Source organism: Micromonospora sp. MGP-C2, assembly GCF_057766525.1.
In genome coordinates this window covers 868,194-884,234 of record NZ_JBYMEN010000002.1, presented here as the reverse complement: position 1 = coordinate 884,234, position 16,041 = coordinate 868,194, and the positions used below count along the sequence as shown (strand labels likewise).

Genomic DNA, 16,041 nt, shown 5'->3' with positions numbered 1-16,041 from the left:
CCACTACCGGATCGAGAAGGAGAACAATTCGATGCGCAGGTCCACACGGGCGGGCCGGTCATCCGGCAACGCGCGGAGCAAGCGTCTGCTGGCCGTTGTCGGCACGCTCGCGGTCTTCGGCGGAGTCGTCGCCGTGACCCAGATTTCGTCGGCCCAGGACCGGCGGACAAATAAGCCGCGCCCGGCTGCTGGGCAGTGCGTGGAACCGAGCCCGGGCGCGACCGCGCCGACGGGCGGCGGTTCGACCAGCCGCACCTGGCAGAACGGTCGGTGGGTGCGTAATCACTGGGGTGACGGACAGCAGTCGGTCCCCGAGTGTGAGGACGGTAAGGACGGCACGGTGGGCACCGGCACAGCCATTGCCTGCCCGGACGTGACGGCCAAACTGCCGCAGGTGCCGGACCGGGCGCGGGCCGAGGTGGACCGCAACCTCGCCCAGCTGCAGGCCCAGATCGCCGAGGCGGACCGCAGGCTGGCCGCCGAGGGCAACAAGGGTGAGGCGTTCATCCGCAGCGCGATCCTCCAACCGCTGGCCGGCAAGCGGCGCGCGGTGCTGGACCGGATCACGACGGCCATCGACCGGGTCGGTCCCCGGCCGCAGGGTCTCGCGCAGCTCGCCGAGTGCCAGGTGCAGCCGACCAACAACTCCGGCGGCAACAACGGTGGCGGCACCCCCACCACCACCCCCACCACCACTCCCGGTGGCAACAACGGCGGCACCGCCCCCGGCGCCGGGCTCGGCGTGCTGGCCAACGACTGTGACGAGAGCCAGCTCCAGCCGCACAACGGCTTCCAGAACGGCAACCGCTGCGTGAGCACCGAGTTCGGTGAGGTCGGCGCCGCCGCGAACAACCCGTCGCTGCTGATCACCCAGTTCCCCCAGCAGGTCGGCCAGAATCAGGCCTTCACCCTGCGGGTCAGCACCCGCAACCTGGTCCGGGACCGCTTCCTCGCCGCCGGTCAGGGTGGTTACTACGTGGAGAGCTCGCTGCTCAACGCCCAGGGCCTGGTCCGGGGCCACTTCCACACCGCATGCCGGATGCTGGACAGCCTGACCGCTCCGCCGGAGCCGCAGGAGGTGCCCGCGTTCTTCGTCGCGACCGAGGACGGCCGCGGTGGCGCCCAGCCTGACGAGGTGACCATCCAGATCCCAGGCCTGCCGGAGTCGGGTACGGCACAGTGCTCCGTCTGGGCCGGCGACGGTTCGCACCGACTGCCGATGATGGAGCGGGCCAACCAGACGCCCGCGTTCGACTCGGTGCGGATCACCGTCAACTGATCCAGGCTGACCGGCGGCGGCCGGTCACCCGGGGCGACAACCCCCGGGTGACCGGCCGCCGCGTTGTTCTGGTGCCCGGACAATCCGATGGGGCCTCACCGTTTCCGGCGTGGCCCCATCGTCAACTCCTGCGTCAGCGGCTCTTGTAAGCCTCGACGACCTCGACCGGGATCCGGCCTCGTTCGGAAATCTTGTAGCCGTTCTTGACGGCCCATTCCCGGATGGCCCGGTTCTGCTCCCGATCCATTCCCGCGCCGGCGGGTCGCCCCGGCCGCCGGACTGTGCGGGCGCTCTCCACCGGGCCACGCCCGATCCGCCGACCCGCATTGATGTACGGGTCCAGTGCCTTGCGCAGGACACCCGCATTCTCGTCCGAGACGTCGATCGTGTAGGCCACGCCGTCGAGACTGAACTCGACCGTCCGGTCTGCCTTCCCACCGTCGAGGTCGTCGGTCAGGACCGTGATTACTTTTCTCGCCATTGCCGATTACTCCCTGTGTGCGGCGGGATGTGTCCAAAGTCTGACCTATCACCCCGGTAATCCGCAACAATATGCGTCCCATTCATTCGGCGCGTCGCGATTCTGTTACCGAGCAAAACCGTGAATCGCGCGCGATGAAGCGGTCTCATTCGTCGAGGAGGCCGGCGTGCCCGGCGAGGGCGGCTGCCTCCGCCCGGTTGGACACCCGCAACTTGCGCAGCAACGCGGCGGTCATTCGTTTCACCGTCCGCTCCGAGACGTGCAGTTCGTCGGCGATCTCGATGGTGTTGCGGCCGGCGGCGATCGCCCGCAGCAGCCGACGTTCCTCGCCGTCCAGGTCGACCGGGGCGGCGCGGGTCGGCCGCAGCATGGCGTGCAGCAGTTCGGCCGGCAGCACGGCCCACCCCTCCAGGACCGCCAGCAGCGGGGGCAGCAGTTCCTCCGGTTCACTGGTCTTCGGCAGGAAGCCCTCGGCGCCGGCCCGCAGCGCCTCCAGCGCCGGCGCCGGGTCGGCTGAACCGGACATCGCGACCACCCGTACCCGTGGGGTGGTCCGCCGGATCGCGCCCACCGCCCGGATGCCTCCCGGTGGGGGCATGTGCAGGTCGACCAGGGCCAGGTCGGGCTGCCACTGGCTGACCAGCGCCGCGGCGGCTGCGGCGTCGCCGGTCGAGGCGACCACCTCGGCGCGGCCGTCGGTGGTGATGGGGAGCAGCAGTTCGAGGCCGCGGACGAAGAGGGGGTGATCGTCCACGACGACAAGTCGCATGGTGGAGGCTCCCGGCATGTCTGCGCCGTTCCCCAGCGGGTACCGATCATGCGGGTACGCACCGAACGAGGGGAGTCGGGTGGATGCGCGCACGCCACGGTCTGCAGGGCCTGCTGCGAGGGTTGCGCCGGATCGAGCCAACTCCAGGCGAGATGCGACCACCGGTGGCGGATTCGGAGTTGCTGCTGCGGGTGTTGTGCCACGAGTTCCGTACGCCGATCAGCACCCTGACGTCGCTGACCCGCGCGCTGGCCGACGAGCAGCGAGAGCTCAGCGGCGCCGACCGGCGGGCGATCAGCGAGTTGGCCCGCGACCAGGCCGTCCACCTGCAGAGTCTGCTACGCGACGCGACCGCCGGCACCGGCGCGCTGGCGCTGGCTCCACAGCCGGAGCCGGTCGTCCCGCTGGCGGGCATCCTGCGCGAGGCCGCCGCGTTGGTGCCGGCCGGTCGGCGGCGTGCGCGGGCCACCCGGCGGGCGGGCGCCTGCCCGGTGCCGGCCGGACGGACCCGCCAGGTGCTGGTCAACCTGGTGGAGAACGCGCTGCGGCACGGGCCACCGGACGGGCAGGTGGGGCTGTACGCCACAGTGCGTGGGCCTGGCCTGAGCGTCCTGGTCACCGACGAGGGACGGGTCGACGACGCGTTGCTGTCCGCGTTGCGCCGCCCGGCGCCGGCGGTGGGGATGTCCGGGCTGGGGCTGTGGATCGTGCAGCAGCTCCTCGTGCCGGACGGGGGAGCGCTGCGGGTGCACCGACTGCGACCGCGCGGCGTGGCGCTGGAGGTGCTGCTGCCGACGGTTCACCCGCTGCGCTGACCCCACCGGGACACGGGTTGGCCCGGTCGGGTCACCGAGACGGGAACGGCACTCTCTACCAGTTCCCGTCATGAGGGGGTCAGATGTTCAGCCATGTCAAGGACCTGCAGTTCGAAGCCAAACCGGACGGCCCGGACGCCGCGTTCGCCCGCCGCCTGCAGGAGGTGCTGGGCGGCAAGTGGGGTGAGATGACCGTCGCCAACCAGTACCTGTTCCAGGGGTGGAACTGCCGGCTGCCCGGCAAGTACAAGGACCTGCTGCTCGACGTCGGCACCGAGGAGATGGGCCACGTCGAGATGATCGTCACGATGATCACCCGGCTGCTGGACAGCGCACCGCTGTCGCTGACCGAGGGGATCGCGGAGGATCCCGGGGGCGCGGCGACCTACGCCGGGTCGAACCCGGCGCACTTCATCCATGGTGGTGGCGGGGCGTTGCCCGCCGACTCCAACGGGGTGCCCTGGAACGGCTCGTTCGTCACCGCCAGCGGCAACCTGCTGGCCGACTTCCAGCTCAACGTCACGGCGGAGGCGCAGGGTCGCCTCCAGGTCGCCCGGTTGTTCAACATGACCGACGACCCGGGCGTCAAGCAGATGCTGCGCTTCCTGTTGGCCCGCGACACGATGCACCAGAACATGTGGCTGGCTGCGATCGAGCAGCTCAAGGAGGACGGCTTGGAGGACATGCCGGTGCCGGAGGCGTTCCCGGACTCCGGCGAGTTCACCGAGGAGTTCGGCTACACCTACCTGAGCTTCTCCTCGGGCACCGATGCCAACGAGGGGCGCTGGGCGTCCGGGCCCACGCCGGACGGCAAGGGTGAGTTCCGCTACGGCGACAGCCCGCGGGCGAACGCGCCGGAGCCTGTCCTGCCGCCGGGGGACCCGCGGTTGTACGGCACCAATCCGGGTGTGGCCGGCTCGGTCGTGAACACGGTAAAGAGCAAGCTCACCTGACGTGTCCGGTCGGGTCGCCCGCCGGTTTCGGGCGGCCCGACGGACCGGGCGGAAGAGTGGTCTGGGTCACAGAGCGGAACAAGGGGAACGCTTTGTTACTTGAGCCAGACACGCTCAACTCAACGCGATAGCAGGTGTTCGATGGCAACTCTTCCGGTACTTCCCCTGACCGACGCCGTGCTGCTGCCCGGCATGGTCATCCCGGTGACCCTCGACCCGACCACCCAGGCCGCGATCGACGCAGCTCGGGCGACCGGCGACCGCAAGCTGCTGGCCGTGCCGCGGATCGACGGCGAGTACGGCCCGGTCGGCGTGGTCGCCACCATCGAGAAGGTCGGCCGGCTGCCCGAGGGTGAGCCCGCCGCCGTCATCCGTGGCCTGTCCCGGGCCCGGATCGGCTCCGGCGTGCCCGGCCCCGGCGCCGCCCTCTGGGTCGAGGCCTCCGAACTCGACGAACCCGCTCCCGCCGGCCGCGCCCGGGAACTCGCCCGCGAGTACCGCGCCCTGGTGACCTCCGTGCTCCAGCAGCGGGGTGCCTGGCAGGTCATCGACGCCGTGGAGCGGATGACCGACCTGTCCGAGCTGGCCGACTCGGCCGGCTACGCGCCCTGGCTGACCCTGGACCAGAAGACCGAGCTGCTCACCGCGCCGGACGTGACCGCCCGGCTGGAGCTGCTGGTCGGCTGGGTGAAGGACTACCTGGCCGAGCAGGAGGTCACCGAGCAGATCAACAGTGACGTCCGCGAGGGGCTGGAGAAGTCACAGCGGGAGTTCCTGCTGCGCCAGCAGCTCGCCGCGATCCGTAAGGAGCTGGGTGAGGACGAGCCGGACGGCTCGGCCGACTACCGCTCCCGGGTCGAGTCCGCCGAGCTGCCGGAGAAGGTCCGCGAGGCGGCCATGCGCGAGGTCGGCAAGCTGGAGCGGGCCAGCGACGCCTCCCCTGAGGCGGGCTGGATCCGCACCTGGCTGGACACCGTGCTCGAAATGCCGTGGGGCACGCGTACCGAGGACAACACCGACCTGGCTGCCGCCCGGGCGGTGCTCGACGCCGACCACGCCGGCCTGTCCGACGTGAAGGACCGCATCCTGGAGTACCTGGCCGTGCGCAACCGTCGCGCCGAGCGCAACCTCGGCGTGGTCGGCGGTCGCGGCTCGGGCGCGGTGCTCGCCCTCGCCGGCCCTCCCGGGGTCGGCAAGACCAGCCTCGGCGAGTCCGTGGCGCGCGCGCTCGGGCGTAACTTCGTCCGGGTGTCGCTCGGCGGCGTCCGCGACGAGGCGGAGATCCGCGGTCACCGGCGCACCTACGTCGGCGCGCTGCCCGGTCGGATCGTCCGCGCGCTGCGCGAGGCCGGCTCGATGAACCCGGTCGTGCTCCTCGACGAGGTGGACAAGCTGGCCGCCGGCTACGCCGGTGACCCAGCCGCCGCCCTGCTGGAGGTGCTCGACCCGGCGCAGAACCACACCTTCCGGGATCACTACCTGGAGGTCGACCTCGACCTGTCCGACGTGCTGTTCCTGGCCACCGCCAACGTGGTGGAGTCCATCCCCGGCCCGCTGCTGGACCGGATGGAGCTGGTCACCCTGGACGGCTACACCGAGGACGAGAAGGTCGCCATCGCCCGTGACCACCTGCTGCCCCGGCAGCGGGAGCGGGCCGGGTTGACCGCCGACGAGGTGGAGATCGCCGACGAGGCGTTGGCGCTGATCGCGGGGGAGTACACCCGGGAGGCCGGTGTCCGGCAGCTCGAACGTGGCCTCGCCAAGATCCTGCGCAAGGTGGCGGTGACGCTGGCGACCGACCCGTCGCCGGTACGCGTCGACACCGACAACCTCACCCGCTACCTGGGGCGACCGAAGTTCACCCCTGAGTCGGCCGAGCGCACCGCCGTGCCCGGCGTGGCAACCGGCCTCGCCGTCACCGGCGCCGGTGGGGACGTGCTCTTCATCGAGGCGACCAGCATGGAGGGCGAGCCGGGGCTGACCCTGACCGGCCAGCTCGGCGACGTGATGAAGGAGTCGGCGCACATCGCCCTGTCGTACCTGCGCTCCAACGGGCGTCGGTTCGGCATCGACCCGAACGTCCTCGCCGGACGCCGGATCCACGTCCACTTCCCGGCGGGCGCGGTGCCCAAGGACGGCCCGAGCGCCGGAATCACCATGGTGACGGCCCTGGCCTCGCTGGTCACCGGCCGCCCGGTCCGCCCCGAGTTCGGGATGACCGGCGAGGTGACGCTGTCCGGTCGGGTGCTGCCGATCGGCGGGGTGAAGCAGAAACTGCTCGCCGCGCACCGGGCCGGCCTCACTGAGGTGATCATCCCGGCGCGCAACGAGCCCGACCTGGACGACCTGCCGACCGAGGTGCGCGAGGCGCTGACCGTGCACACCCTGGCCGACGTGGCCGATGTGCTCGCCCTGGCGTTGCGCCCGGCCGACGTCAATACGCTGGACGGTCCGGCGCTCTTCGCGGCCTGACGCTCGGAGCACAAGGACCCCCGCCGTCTGTGAAGACGGCGGGGGTCCTCTGCGTACCCGGGGAGAGGTCTACTGTCTCGCTTGAATCCTCAACTACCTCTTCTTCGCCGCGAGGCGTCCCCCTGGAGGAACCCCCGTGAACGTGGTGCTCTGGATCATTCAGATCCTGCTCGCCGTCGTCTTCGCCGGCGCCGGCTTCGCCAAGCTGACCCAGCCCAAGGACAAGCTGCGCGAGATGATGCGGTGGGTCGACCCGGTCCCGCCGACCCAGGTCAAGGCGCTCGGCGCCGTCGAGCTGCTGGCCGCCCTCGGGCTGGTGCTGCCCCCACTCACCGGCATCGCCACCGTGCTCACCCCGCTCGCCGCCACCGGGCTGGTCATCGTCATGATCGGCGGCATCCTCGTGCACCTGCGCGACAGGAAGAAGCAGGACACGGCGGAGCAGCGTCGTACGGAGCTGCAAGGCGCGATCACCTGCGCGGTGCTGCTCGTGCTCGCCGCCGTGGTGGCGTGGGGCCGGTTCGGGCCGTACTCCTTCTGATCCGCACCGCCGGCGACCGTCGTACCTCGGCGGTCGCCGGCGGCGTGCTCGGGCCGGCGGTCGCCGGCGGCGTGCTCAGCGCTCGTCGCCCCCGCGGTCGCGGCGCACTGTGGCCTTGCGGCCCTTGATCGTGCTCTGGCGCAAACCGGAGATCACCTCGTCGGCCACCCCCTGCGGCACCTCGACCAGCGAGAACCGGTCGGCGATCTCGATCGAGCCGATGTCCCGACCACGGATCCCGGTTTCCCCGGTGATCGCGCCGACCAGGTCCTGCGGGCGCACCCCGGCGCGCCGGCCCAGGCCGACGAAGACCTGGACGGTGTTGCCGCCGCCGGAGCGCGGCCGGCCCCCGCCCCGCCGGTCGCCGCCCCGGCCGCCGGTCTCCGGTCGACCCTCGCGGGGACCGCGGACCGGGACCTGCGGGATCTCCTCCTCGTCGTCGGAGCCCGGCGACGTCACCTCGTGCGCCAGCTTCACGGCCGCGAGGGCGACCTCCATCAGGTCGAACTCGTCGGTCAGCGTCTCCACGATGACCCGGAACGGGTCGAGGTCGTCCTCCAGCAGGCTCTCCCGCAGCGCTGCCTGGGTCAGCTCCAACCGGCGGGTCCGCATGTCGGCCACTGTGGGGATCTTGTCGATGGTGATCCGTTGGCCGGTCACCCGCTCGATGGTCTTGAGCATCCGGTGCTCACGCGGCTCGGCGAGGGTGATCGCCACGCCCTCGCGGCCGGCCCGACCCACCCGGCCGATCCGGTGCACGTACGACTCCGGGGCGGACGGCACGTCGTAGTTGACGACGTGGGAGAGCTGCTCGATGTCCAGCCCACGGGCCGCCACGTCGGTGGCCACCAGCAGGTCGGCGGTGCCCGCCCGCAGCCGGCCCATCACCCGGTCGCGCTGCTCCTGGCTCATGCCGCCGTGCAGCGCCTCGGAGCGGTAGCCCCGGCCGTTCATCGTCTCGGTCAGCCGGTCGACCTCTTCCCGGCTGCGGCAGAACACGATCGCCGCGGTGGGCGACTCCACGTCCAGCACCCGGCCCAACGCGGCCGGCTTGTGGGCCCGGGTCACGATGTACGCGCTCTGCCGCACCCGCGGCGCCTCGCCCGCGACCGTCGGCTCCCGGCCGATCTCGATCCGGACCGGTTCGCGCAGGTGCTGCCGGGCCATCCCGTCGATGCGCGACGGCATGGTGGCCGAGAAGAGCACCGTCTGACGCTCGGCCGGAGCGTGCTCCAGGATCGCCTCGATGTCCTCGGCGAAGCCCATGTCGAGCATCTCGTCGGCCTCGTCGAGCACCACCGTGGCGAGCCCGCCCAGGCGCAACGTGCCCCGGGCGATGTGGTCGAGGGCTCGCCCGGGGGTGGCCACCACCACGTCGACACCGCTGTCCAGTGCCCGCAGCTGCCGCCCGATCGGCTGCCCACCGTAGATCGGCAGCACCCGGGCACCCAGGTCCTTGCCGTAGCGGTGGAACGCCTCGGAGACCTGCACCGCCAGCTCACGGGTGGGCACCAACACCAGCGCCACCGGGTCACCGCCCTGGCGGTGCGCCGTCATGAGGTTCAGCAGCGGGAGCGCGAACGCCGCCGTCTTGCCGGTGCCGGTGGCCGCCTGGCCCAGCAGGTCCCGACCCTCCAACAGTGGTGGGATCGCCTCCCGCTGGATCGGGGTCGGCTCTTCGTAGCCGAGGGCGGACAGCGCGCCCAGCAGCTCGGGACGCAGCCCGAGCTCGGTGAAGGCGTACACCTCTTCGGCGCCGGCGGGGGCGGCGTCAATCGGTGCGTCGATCGGTGCGTCGTGCTGTGCAGGTGCGGAACTCATGTGCCAAGCCTTTCATTACGCCGTCCAAGCCGCTGCGCCGACCGCCACAAGAGCGCGATCAGCGCCCCGGGACACCCCCGCAGGATCGGCACAGCAACGCCGAAACTGCTGCCTCCGCGACGTCTGAGGCAGCAGTTTCACCGTTGTTGCGTGGATCCTGCCCGTTCGGCCCCGCGGCCAGAGCCGTCAGACAGCGCCGGTCAGGATCGCCAGGATCATGGTGCCCGCCAGTGTCGTGTCGAACACGCCGCACCACTCGGCGTATCCGCGCGGCACCACCCGGCCGGTGCGGTGGTGGGCCAGGTCCCACCCGGCGTGCGCCAGCCAACCGAGCGCCACCAGCCACGCGGCCGTCTGACCCCCGACCGCGACCGCGACCAGCGTCAGCGTGACCCAGACGACCAGGCCGACCAGTTGGGTGGCGAGCACGCCCGGCCCGCGCAGGGTGCGTCGGACCACGCCGATCAGCAGGTACCCACCGGGCAGCACCAGCATCGTCCACGCGCTGAGCACCCTCGGCTCGACCCACATGTCCACCGTCATCAGCAGCGCCAGCCCGGTCGGCCAGCGGTGGGCCAGCGCCACCACGGCCGGGTGCCGGCGTACCGACACCGGCGTCTCGTGCCGATGGCGCACCGCCACCAGCACCATCGCCGGCACCATCAGCAGGTGACCGCCGAGCATCAGGGCATCGCCATCGAGCCGGCCGGCCCAGAACGGTACGAGCACCAACAGGAACGGCACGTACATCGCCGCGGCCATCTCCACGACCCCACGCCAGTGGTGCGCCCGGTAGCGCATCCACACCGTCATTCCGACCGTCATGTTCGTGGCCATCACCAGCGCGGCGACGTCCGGCCGGTCCAGCGTCCCGGTGATCCCGAGCGGGGCGCCGGCCGCGTCCCACAGGGGCCCGAGCAGCAGCATCCCGACGACCATCGCCAGCGCCATCTCGGCGAGATGCCACCACAGCCGCCGCGTGCCGGCGCCGGTCGCTGCCGGCATCGGCGCAGGCGACGGTACGACCATGCTGTCCGCGTACACCCGTGTGTTTTCCATGCCGTTGACACTGCCGGTGTCCTGGCGCGGTGGGCAGGCTCGTCCGTCACCGGAAACCCGTGCGGATCGCACGGTCCAACCGTGACATCTCGCACGGGTGGACCGGGCGCCGGGCGGTCCTAGGATCGGTGCGTGGCGAGCGAGGCGGTGACCCCCCGGGCGGACCGCCGGCTGCACCGGGCCCGGCGGGCGACGCTGCTGTCGCTGGCCACCGGCGTGTGGGCGAGTGTCCTGCTGCCCGCGGCCGGCCTGACCCGGGAGCCGTCCCCCGGCCGCGTCGCGCTCGGCGCGGTCGGGATCGTCCTCTTCGCGGCCACCCAGACCGCTGTGCTGTACGCGGCGGTCACCCCCTGGCTCGCGCAACGGTGGCGACGTCGCGCCCAGCTCGGCCTGGTCGTCGTGGCGGCGCTGACCGTGCCGTTGGTGGCCCCGGTCGCGGCCGGGGCCTGGCCGACCTGGGCGTGGATCGGGGCCTCCCTGGTCGGGATGGCCCCCTTGCTGGTCCGCCTCCCGGGCGCGCTGGCGGTCACCGCCGGCGCCCTGTTCGTGTCGGCCGCGGTGGCCTGGTGGACCGGCGGGTCCGTGGGGCGGTCCCTGGCCGTGACCGGTGGCATCGGGGTGGGCGTGGCCGCGGTCAACTGGTTCCAGGTCTGGTTCTGGGACCTGCTGGTGGAGGCTCGGCAGGGTCAGGCCGCCCAGGCCCGGCTGGCCGCCGCCGAGGAGCGGCTGCGCTTCGCCCGTGACGTGCACGACCTGCTGGGGCACAGTCTCACCGTGATCGCGCTGAAGGCCGAACTCGCCGCGCGGCTCGCACCGGTCGACCCGGAGCGGGCAGGGCGGGAGGCCGCCGAGGTGCAACGGTTGGCCGCGTCCGCGCTCACCGAGGTCCGCGAGAGCGTGCACGGCTACCGGGCCGTCGACCTTGGCGAGCAACTGACCGCGGTGGCAGACGTGCTGCGCTCCTGCGGGGTGCGCTGCACGGTGCCGCCACACGTCGACCTGCCTCAGCCGGCCGCCACCGAACTGGCGGCGGTGCTGCGCGAGGCGGGCACCAACGTGCTGCGGCACAGCCGGGCCGAGTGGTGCCGGATCCACATCGACCGGGACGAGAACGGGGCCAGGATGACCATCGCCAACGACGGGGCCGACGACAGCGGCCCGGACGAGCACAGCCACGGCCTGCGCGGCCTGGCCGACCGGCTGGCCGCGGTCGGGGGAGAGCTGCGGGTCCGCCGGGAGGACAGGGTGTTCACCCTGGAGGCGACAGTGCCGGTGCCGTCGTGATCCGTGTCCTGCTCGCCGACGACGAGGACCTGATCCGGGTCGCGGTCGCCGCGCTGCTCGGCCTCGAACCGGACATCGACGTGGTGGCCCAGGCCGCCGACGGACCCACGGCGGTCACCGCGACGCTCGCGCACCGCCCGGACGTGGCGGTGGTGGACCTGGAGATGCCCGGCCTGGACGGCATCGCGGTGGCCGCCGAGCTGGCCCGGGTCCGTCCTGAGTGCGCGGTGGTCGTGCTGACCGGGCACGGCCGCCCGGGGCACCTGCGTCAGGCACTGACCGCCGGGGCGCGCGGTTTCGTGCCCAAGGGCTCGCCCGGTGGCGCGCTCGCCGACGTGATCCGCCGGGTGCACGCCGGCGGACGGTACGTCGACCCGTCGCTGGCCGCCGACGCGTTGACCCTGCCGGCGTGCCCGCTGACGCCGCGGGAGCTGGAGACGCTACGGCTGGCGGAGGTCGGCGCGCCGGTCGCGGTGATCGCCCGCCGGGTGCACCTGTCCACCGGCACTGTCCGCAACCACCTCTCCGCCGCCGTGCAGAAGCTAGGCGCGACCGACCGTGCCGAAGCCGTCCGCACCGCCCGAAACAACGGCTGGCTCTAACGGAGCCCACCCCCGCCCACCCACTCATCGGCCCTCCCCGGCCCCCTCCCGCCCCGTCGATCATGAAGTTAGCGGCGTCGATGCCGGCGTGTCGCGACGCTAACTTCATGATCGACGCGGGGGTGGCTGCGCGGAGCGCATTGCCGTGGGGGATCAGACGGTCGGGCGGAGCAGTCCCGCTAGCGTGGCGGGGTGCGTACCGTCGAACTGGTCTGCTCGCCTGGGTTGGACGCCGAGGTTCGGGCGGTCTGGGACCGGTTGGCGGCTGCCGGGTTGCCGAGCCTGGCCCGCAACATCCACCCGACCAACCGGCCGCACCTGACCCTCGCCGCCGTCGACGAGTTTTCGCCCGGCGTCGAGCGCCGCCTCGCCGAGCTGTTCGACGCCGCGCTCCCGATCCCGGTCACGCTCGACCGCGTTGTCGTCCTCGACGGCAGCGCCCCGCTGGTCTGGCTCGTGCAACCCACGTCGGCGCTGACCGCGCTGCACGCCGCCGTCTGGGACGTTCTCGCCGAGGCCGACGGGCACCGGCCGTGGCACGCGCCTGGCTTGTGGGTGCCTCACCTGAGCCTGGCCTTGCGCTTTCGCAACGCGGACCTGCGGTTGGCCCGTGCCGTCGCCGGTGGGCAGCGCCCGACCGGGGACTTCGACGCCGCGCGCAGCTACGACGGCACGGACCGGACGCTGACACCGCTGACCACGCCCTAGCCCCGTCGCGGCGTGTCAGGGGCCTTCAGTTGCTGCCCCCGCCGCCACCGCCGTCGCCGCCCCCTCCGTCGCTCCCGCCACTGAACTCGCCTCCGCCACTGCCGCCTGCACCGCCGGCGTAGCCGTGACGGCCGTCGTTGAAGGGCAGATCACCGCGGATGCCGCGCGGCTTGGGCCGCTTGCCCGGCCCCGCGAGGTGTTGCAGGCAGACGCGGTCGGAGACCGGGAAACATTCGCCACGGCCTCCGCAGTCGGCCAGGTAGCGGTTGCCATTCTGGACGCGCACCTCCTGGTCCACCCGGAACAGCAGGGGAAGGCCGGTCGGACCACAATTCTCGTCCCGGCGGCCGTGGTTCAGCGTGGCGAGCAGGGCGCTGCGATCGGCGTTGGTCATGCCTCCGCCGGTCGCGGGCCTGGGCTGGTGCGGCAGAGGGCGCCCGAACGCGGCGTCGCAGAAGGCGGCGTAGTCCTGCGTATGCCGGGTCAGTTCCTGCCACAGATCGTCCACGGCCACCGACGGCACCGACAGTTTCGCGTTGGGCTGGCGGGCGATGATCCGGAACCACTGCCGGGTCGCGGTTTCGACGAGGGCGATGTCGTCGTCGCTGAGATGGGGGTGCCGGTTTCGTAGCTGCTGCCGCCCGCTGGCAGGGAACTGCAGGTCGGTCACGGCGCGGAGTCGGTGAGGGGTGCGGTTGCTTCTGAACGTTGTCCAGTTCATGCGGCTGCTTCCATCCGCCCGGGTGCGGGCGCTAGGGCCTCGACTTGCCGAAGTGGCGCCGCGGCTCCTTCAGGGTAGGGCAGCCGGCAAGTGCGTCACCAGACACGACGTTGACCGGGTCGAAGGGCCCCCTGCACGTCGGCAGGGGGCCCGCCGCTCTAGCGGTAGAAGCGCAGGTAGTCGAACTCGGCGGTGACCGCCGGTTCGGCGCCGCCGTGCGCCACCAGGCCGATCCGGGGAGTGGTGTCGGCCGGGAACGTCCACACCGCACCCCACGTCCAGGTACGCCCGTCGCGGCTGGAACCGGCCCGGAACTCGTGCTCCCCGGTGGCCGGGTCGACGTGGTGCGCCAGTCGTAACCAGGTGGTGGTGGCCGGGGTGCCGACGATGCTGCCGCCGTAGACCGGCTGGCCGGCGAAGGGCAGCTCGTAGCCGTACTCGACCTGCCGGGTGTTCCAGATCGCCACCTGGGTCAGCCGGGCGAACCGGTCGTCGTCCACGTAGGCGACCAGGCCCGCCTGCTGGTAGTTGCGGACGGACTCCTCACCCAGGTCCAGCGTCACCTTCGTCTCGACGACGTAGTCGCCACGCGGCGCGTCGCGCAGCAGCACACCGGCGGTGTTGCCGGTGCCGGTCAGGTCGGCCGACTGCACCGGCCAGCGCAGCGCGCCGTCGGCGGCGGTGACCGCCGGGTCCTCGCGGACCCACCGCCAGTCGCCGTCGAGCCCATCGGTGAACTCGTCGGAGTACGTCCGCAGCGGCGCGCCGACGCGGGGCTCGGGCACCGCCCGCTTCGCCGGCTGGAACAGTCGGGCCACGCTGACGTTGTCGAACTCGGCCGGACCACCGGCGGCGGCCAGCCCAGGGCTCCCCACGACCGGGCGGTCCAGCCGCAGCGACACCACGGCGACCTGGTCACCGAGGCGGGCCGGGCTCAGTTCGGCGACGAGTTGCTGCCCGCGTACCTCGATGGCCAGGTTGTGCGGGTCGGCCAGGTCGAGCCCGACGGGCAGCGGCGTGGTCGCGCGGCGGCGGCCGTCGCTGGCCACGAGCCGGCCGGCGGCCGCGTCGACGCGGACCTCGACCCGGTCGCCGAGGGTGACCCCGGCGCTCGCCGCGCCGGTGAGCCGCAGGTCGGTCTCCGCGCGCACGTCACCGCCCACAGTGGTACGACTGGTCAGCGCGCCGCTGCCGACGAGCCGGCCGTCGGTGACCCGCCACTGGCCCGTGACACGTCGCCAGCCGGCCAGCCCGGTGTTGTCGAACCGGTCGTCGACCCGGCCGGTGGTCACCGGTGCGGGTCGGGCGCCCTCGGACGGTCCGGCGCCGGCGTTCACGGTCGGCCAGCCGTCGATCCAGTCGAGGCGGTCGAGCAGCATCGGGCGTTCGTTGATGCCGAACGGCTCGTCGAGGTACGGGTCGGCGCGGTCGATCGCGTGGTAGACGATCCAGTCCTGACCGGACAGGTCGGTGAGGAAGCCGTTGTGCCCGGTGCCGATCCACCGGTTGCCGTTCTGGGTCAGCACCGGCGTGCCACCCGCCCGGGACGCGGTCAGCGCGACGCCGTCGCGGTCGGTGAACGGGCCGCGCGGGCTGCGTGCGCGTCCCACCTGGACGGAGTAGCCGGTGGCCGGGCCGGCGCAGCAGTTGGCCGTGGAGGCGAACAGGTAATACCAGCCGTCGTGGCGCAGCACGTAGCTGCCCTCGAACTTGTTGTCGATCGCCACCTGCGTCGGTGTGCCCACGGCCCTCAGCCCGTCCGCGCTGAGTTCGGTGACCGAGATGCCGCCGTAGTAGCTGCCGTAGTAGAGGTAGCCCCGGCCGTCGACGTCGGTGAACTGGCTGGGGTCGATGGTCCACAGATAGCCGCCGCCCCCGCCGGGGCGGGGGGCCACCACGGGTTGCGCGGCGAAGGTCCACGGGCCGGTCGGGGTGGGCGCGGTGGCCGCGCCGATGGCGTAGTCGCTGCCCTCGGCGGAGACGGTGGTGTCGGTGACCGTCACGTACATGACCCACTGATCGCCGACGCGGCGCACGTCAGGTGCCCAGAAGGCCGCACCGGGCGCCGCGTACGGTGGCCGCTGCTCGGGGCCGAACGCGTCCCCGACGTACGCCCAGTCGACCAGGTTGGCCGAGCGGGCGGTGGGCACCCGGTGGAACTCGTGCTCGCCCTCGCGCAGTGGGTCGGTGGTGCCGTAGGCGTACCAGAAACCGTCGTCGCCGCGCACGATGACCGGGTCGGCGAACGTGTCGCCCACCCCGACCGAGATCGGATTGTCGTAGCGGGACGGACCGCCGGAGCCGGCGGCGGGTGGGGGCGCCAACGTGGCCAGGATCAGACCGAGCGCGGCGGCGAGCGCGCCGCCGCGGCGAAGATGTCGCATGTGGACCTGCCTCGGGGGAGTGGGCGTGGGGTCGTGCCCTCGTTTCTACAACGATGGATACAACGTTGTAAAGAGATCGACGTCTGCGGTCTCGCGTACCCGCGCGCCGCCCCCGGCCGCTCACCGCGCCGATGGCCGGGGCGATGATGGGG

14 protein-coding genes are annotated in these 16,041 nt (G+C 72.3%); 8 read left to right on the top strand and 6 right to left on the bottom strand.

Annotated elements, in window-relative coordinates:
* The first annotated feature begins 31 nt into the window (after window positions 1–31).
* On the top strand, window positions 32–1,279 hold the full coding sequence (locus AC3CF1_RS03755; protein WP_425887195.1) for a hypothetical protein: 1,248 nt from the start codon (window positions 32–34) through the stop codon (window positions 1,277–1,279).
* A gap of 133 nt (window positions 1,280–1,412) precedes the next feature.
* Here the strand turns inward: AC3CF1_RS03755 and AC3CF1_RS03750 are convergent, their stop codons facing one another.
* On the bottom strand, window positions 1,413–1,760 hold the full coding sequence (locus AC3CF1_RS03750) for a histone-like nucleoid-structuring protein Lsr2 (protein WP_088948309.1): 348 nt from the start codon (window positions 1,758–1,760) through the stop codon (window positions 1,413–1,415).
* Between the two features lie 145 nt (window positions 1,761–1,905).
* Complete coding sequence (locus AC3CF1_RS03745) at window positions 1,906–2,529, bottom strand: response regulator (RefSeq protein ID WP_488449535.1); 624 nt, start codon at window positions 2,527–2,529, stop codon at window positions 1,906–1,908.
* 83 nt (window positions 2,530–2,612) lie between these two features.
* Here AC3CF1_RS03745 and AC3CF1_RS03740 point away from each other — a divergent pair, with 83 nt between their 5' ends.
* The 4 genes from AC3CF1_RS03740 (at window position 2,613) to AC3CF1_RS03725 (ending at window position 7,310) form a co-directional block, all read left to right on the top strand.
* Window positions 2,613–3,344, top strand: coding sequence for a sensor histidine kinase (locus tag AC3CF1_RS03740; protein ID WP_488449534.1), 732 nt, complete (start codon window positions 2,613–2,615; stop codon window positions 3,342–3,344).
* Window positions 3,345–3,427: 83 nt separating this feature from the next.
* Window positions 3,428–4,297 (top strand): manganese catalase, encoded by an 870-nt coding sequence (locus tag AC3CF1_RS03735; protein ID WP_396680643.1) that lies wholly within the window; start codon window positions 3,428–3,430, stop codon window positions 4,295–4,297.
* Between the two features lie 141 nt (window positions 4,298–4,438).
* On the top strand, window positions 4,439–6,769 hold the full coding sequence (lon, locus tag AC3CF1_RS03730) for an endopeptidase La (protein WP_488449533.1): 2,331 nt from the start codon (window positions 4,439–4,441) through the stop codon (window positions 6,767–6,769).
* A gap of 136 nt (window positions 6,770–6,905) precedes the next feature.
* Window positions 6,906–7,310: a DoxX family protein gene (locus AC3CF1_RS03725; protein WP_330467107.1), complete on the top strand. Its 405-nt coding sequence runs from the start codon at window positions 6,906–6,908 to the stop codon at window positions 7,308–7,310.
* A gap of 75 nt (window positions 7,311–7,385) precedes the next feature.
* Here AC3CF1_RS03725 and AC3CF1_RS03720 read toward each other — a convergent pair whose 3' ends face one another.
* Entirely contained in the window at window positions 7,386–9,131 is a 1,746-nt protein-coding gene (locus AC3CF1_RS03720) for a DEAD/DEAH box helicase (RefSeq protein ID WP_088948303.1), read from the bottom strand.
* A 186-nt stretch (window positions 9,132–9,317) separates the two neighbouring features.
* Window positions 9,318–10,190, bottom strand: coding sequence for a hypothetical protein (locus AC3CF1_RS03715; protein WP_488449532.1), 873 nt, complete (start codon window positions 10,188–10,190; stop codon window positions 9,318–9,320).
* 132 nt (window positions 10,191–10,322) lie between these two features.
* On the opposite strand from AC3CF1_RS03715, the gene AC3CF1_RS03710 reads away from it, so the two are divergent.
* From AC3CF1_RS03710 to AC3CF1_RS03700, 3 genes are all read left to right on the top strand, one after another.
* Complete coding sequence (locus AC3CF1_RS03710) at window positions 10,323–11,474, top strand: sensor histidine kinase (RefSeq protein ID WP_488449531.1); 1,152 nt, start codon at window positions 10,323–10,325, stop codon at window positions 11,472–11,474.
* The gene (locus AC3CF1_RS03705; protein WP_371408986.1) at window positions 11,471–12,076 is read left to right on the top strand and encodes a response regulator transcription factor; all 606 of its coding nucleotides are present in this window, start codon (window positions 11,471–11,473) and stop codon (window positions 12,074–12,076) included. The genes AC3CF1_RS03710 and AC3CF1_RS03705 overlap by 4 nt, the downstream gene beginning before the upstream one ends.
* A 192-nt stretch (window positions 12,077–12,268) precedes the next feature.
* On the top strand, window positions 12,269–12,784 hold the full coding sequence (locus AC3CF1_RS03700; RefSeq protein ID WP_355163241.1) for a 2'-5' RNA ligase family protein: 516 nt from the start codon (window positions 12,269–12,271) through the stop codon (window positions 12,782–12,784).
* Window positions 12,785–12,809: 25 nt separating this feature from the next.
* Here the strand turns inward: AC3CF1_RS03700 and AC3CF1_RS03695 are convergent, their stop codons facing one another.
* The gene (locus tag AC3CF1_RS03695; protein WP_355163242.1) at window positions 12,810–13,454 is read right to left on the bottom strand and encodes a glycine-rich domain-containing protein; all 645 of its coding nucleotides are present in this window, start codon (window positions 13,452–13,454) and stop codon (window positions 12,810–12,812) included.
* Between the two features lie 209 nt (window positions 13,455–13,663).
* On the bottom strand, window positions 13,664–15,889 hold the full coding sequence (locus AC3CF1_RS03690) for a glycoside hydrolase family 43 protein (RefSeq protein ID WP_488449530.1): 2,226 nt from the start codon (window positions 15,887–15,889) through the stop codon (window positions 13,664–13,666).
* Between the last annotated feature and the right edge of the window lie 152 nt (window positions 15,890–16,041).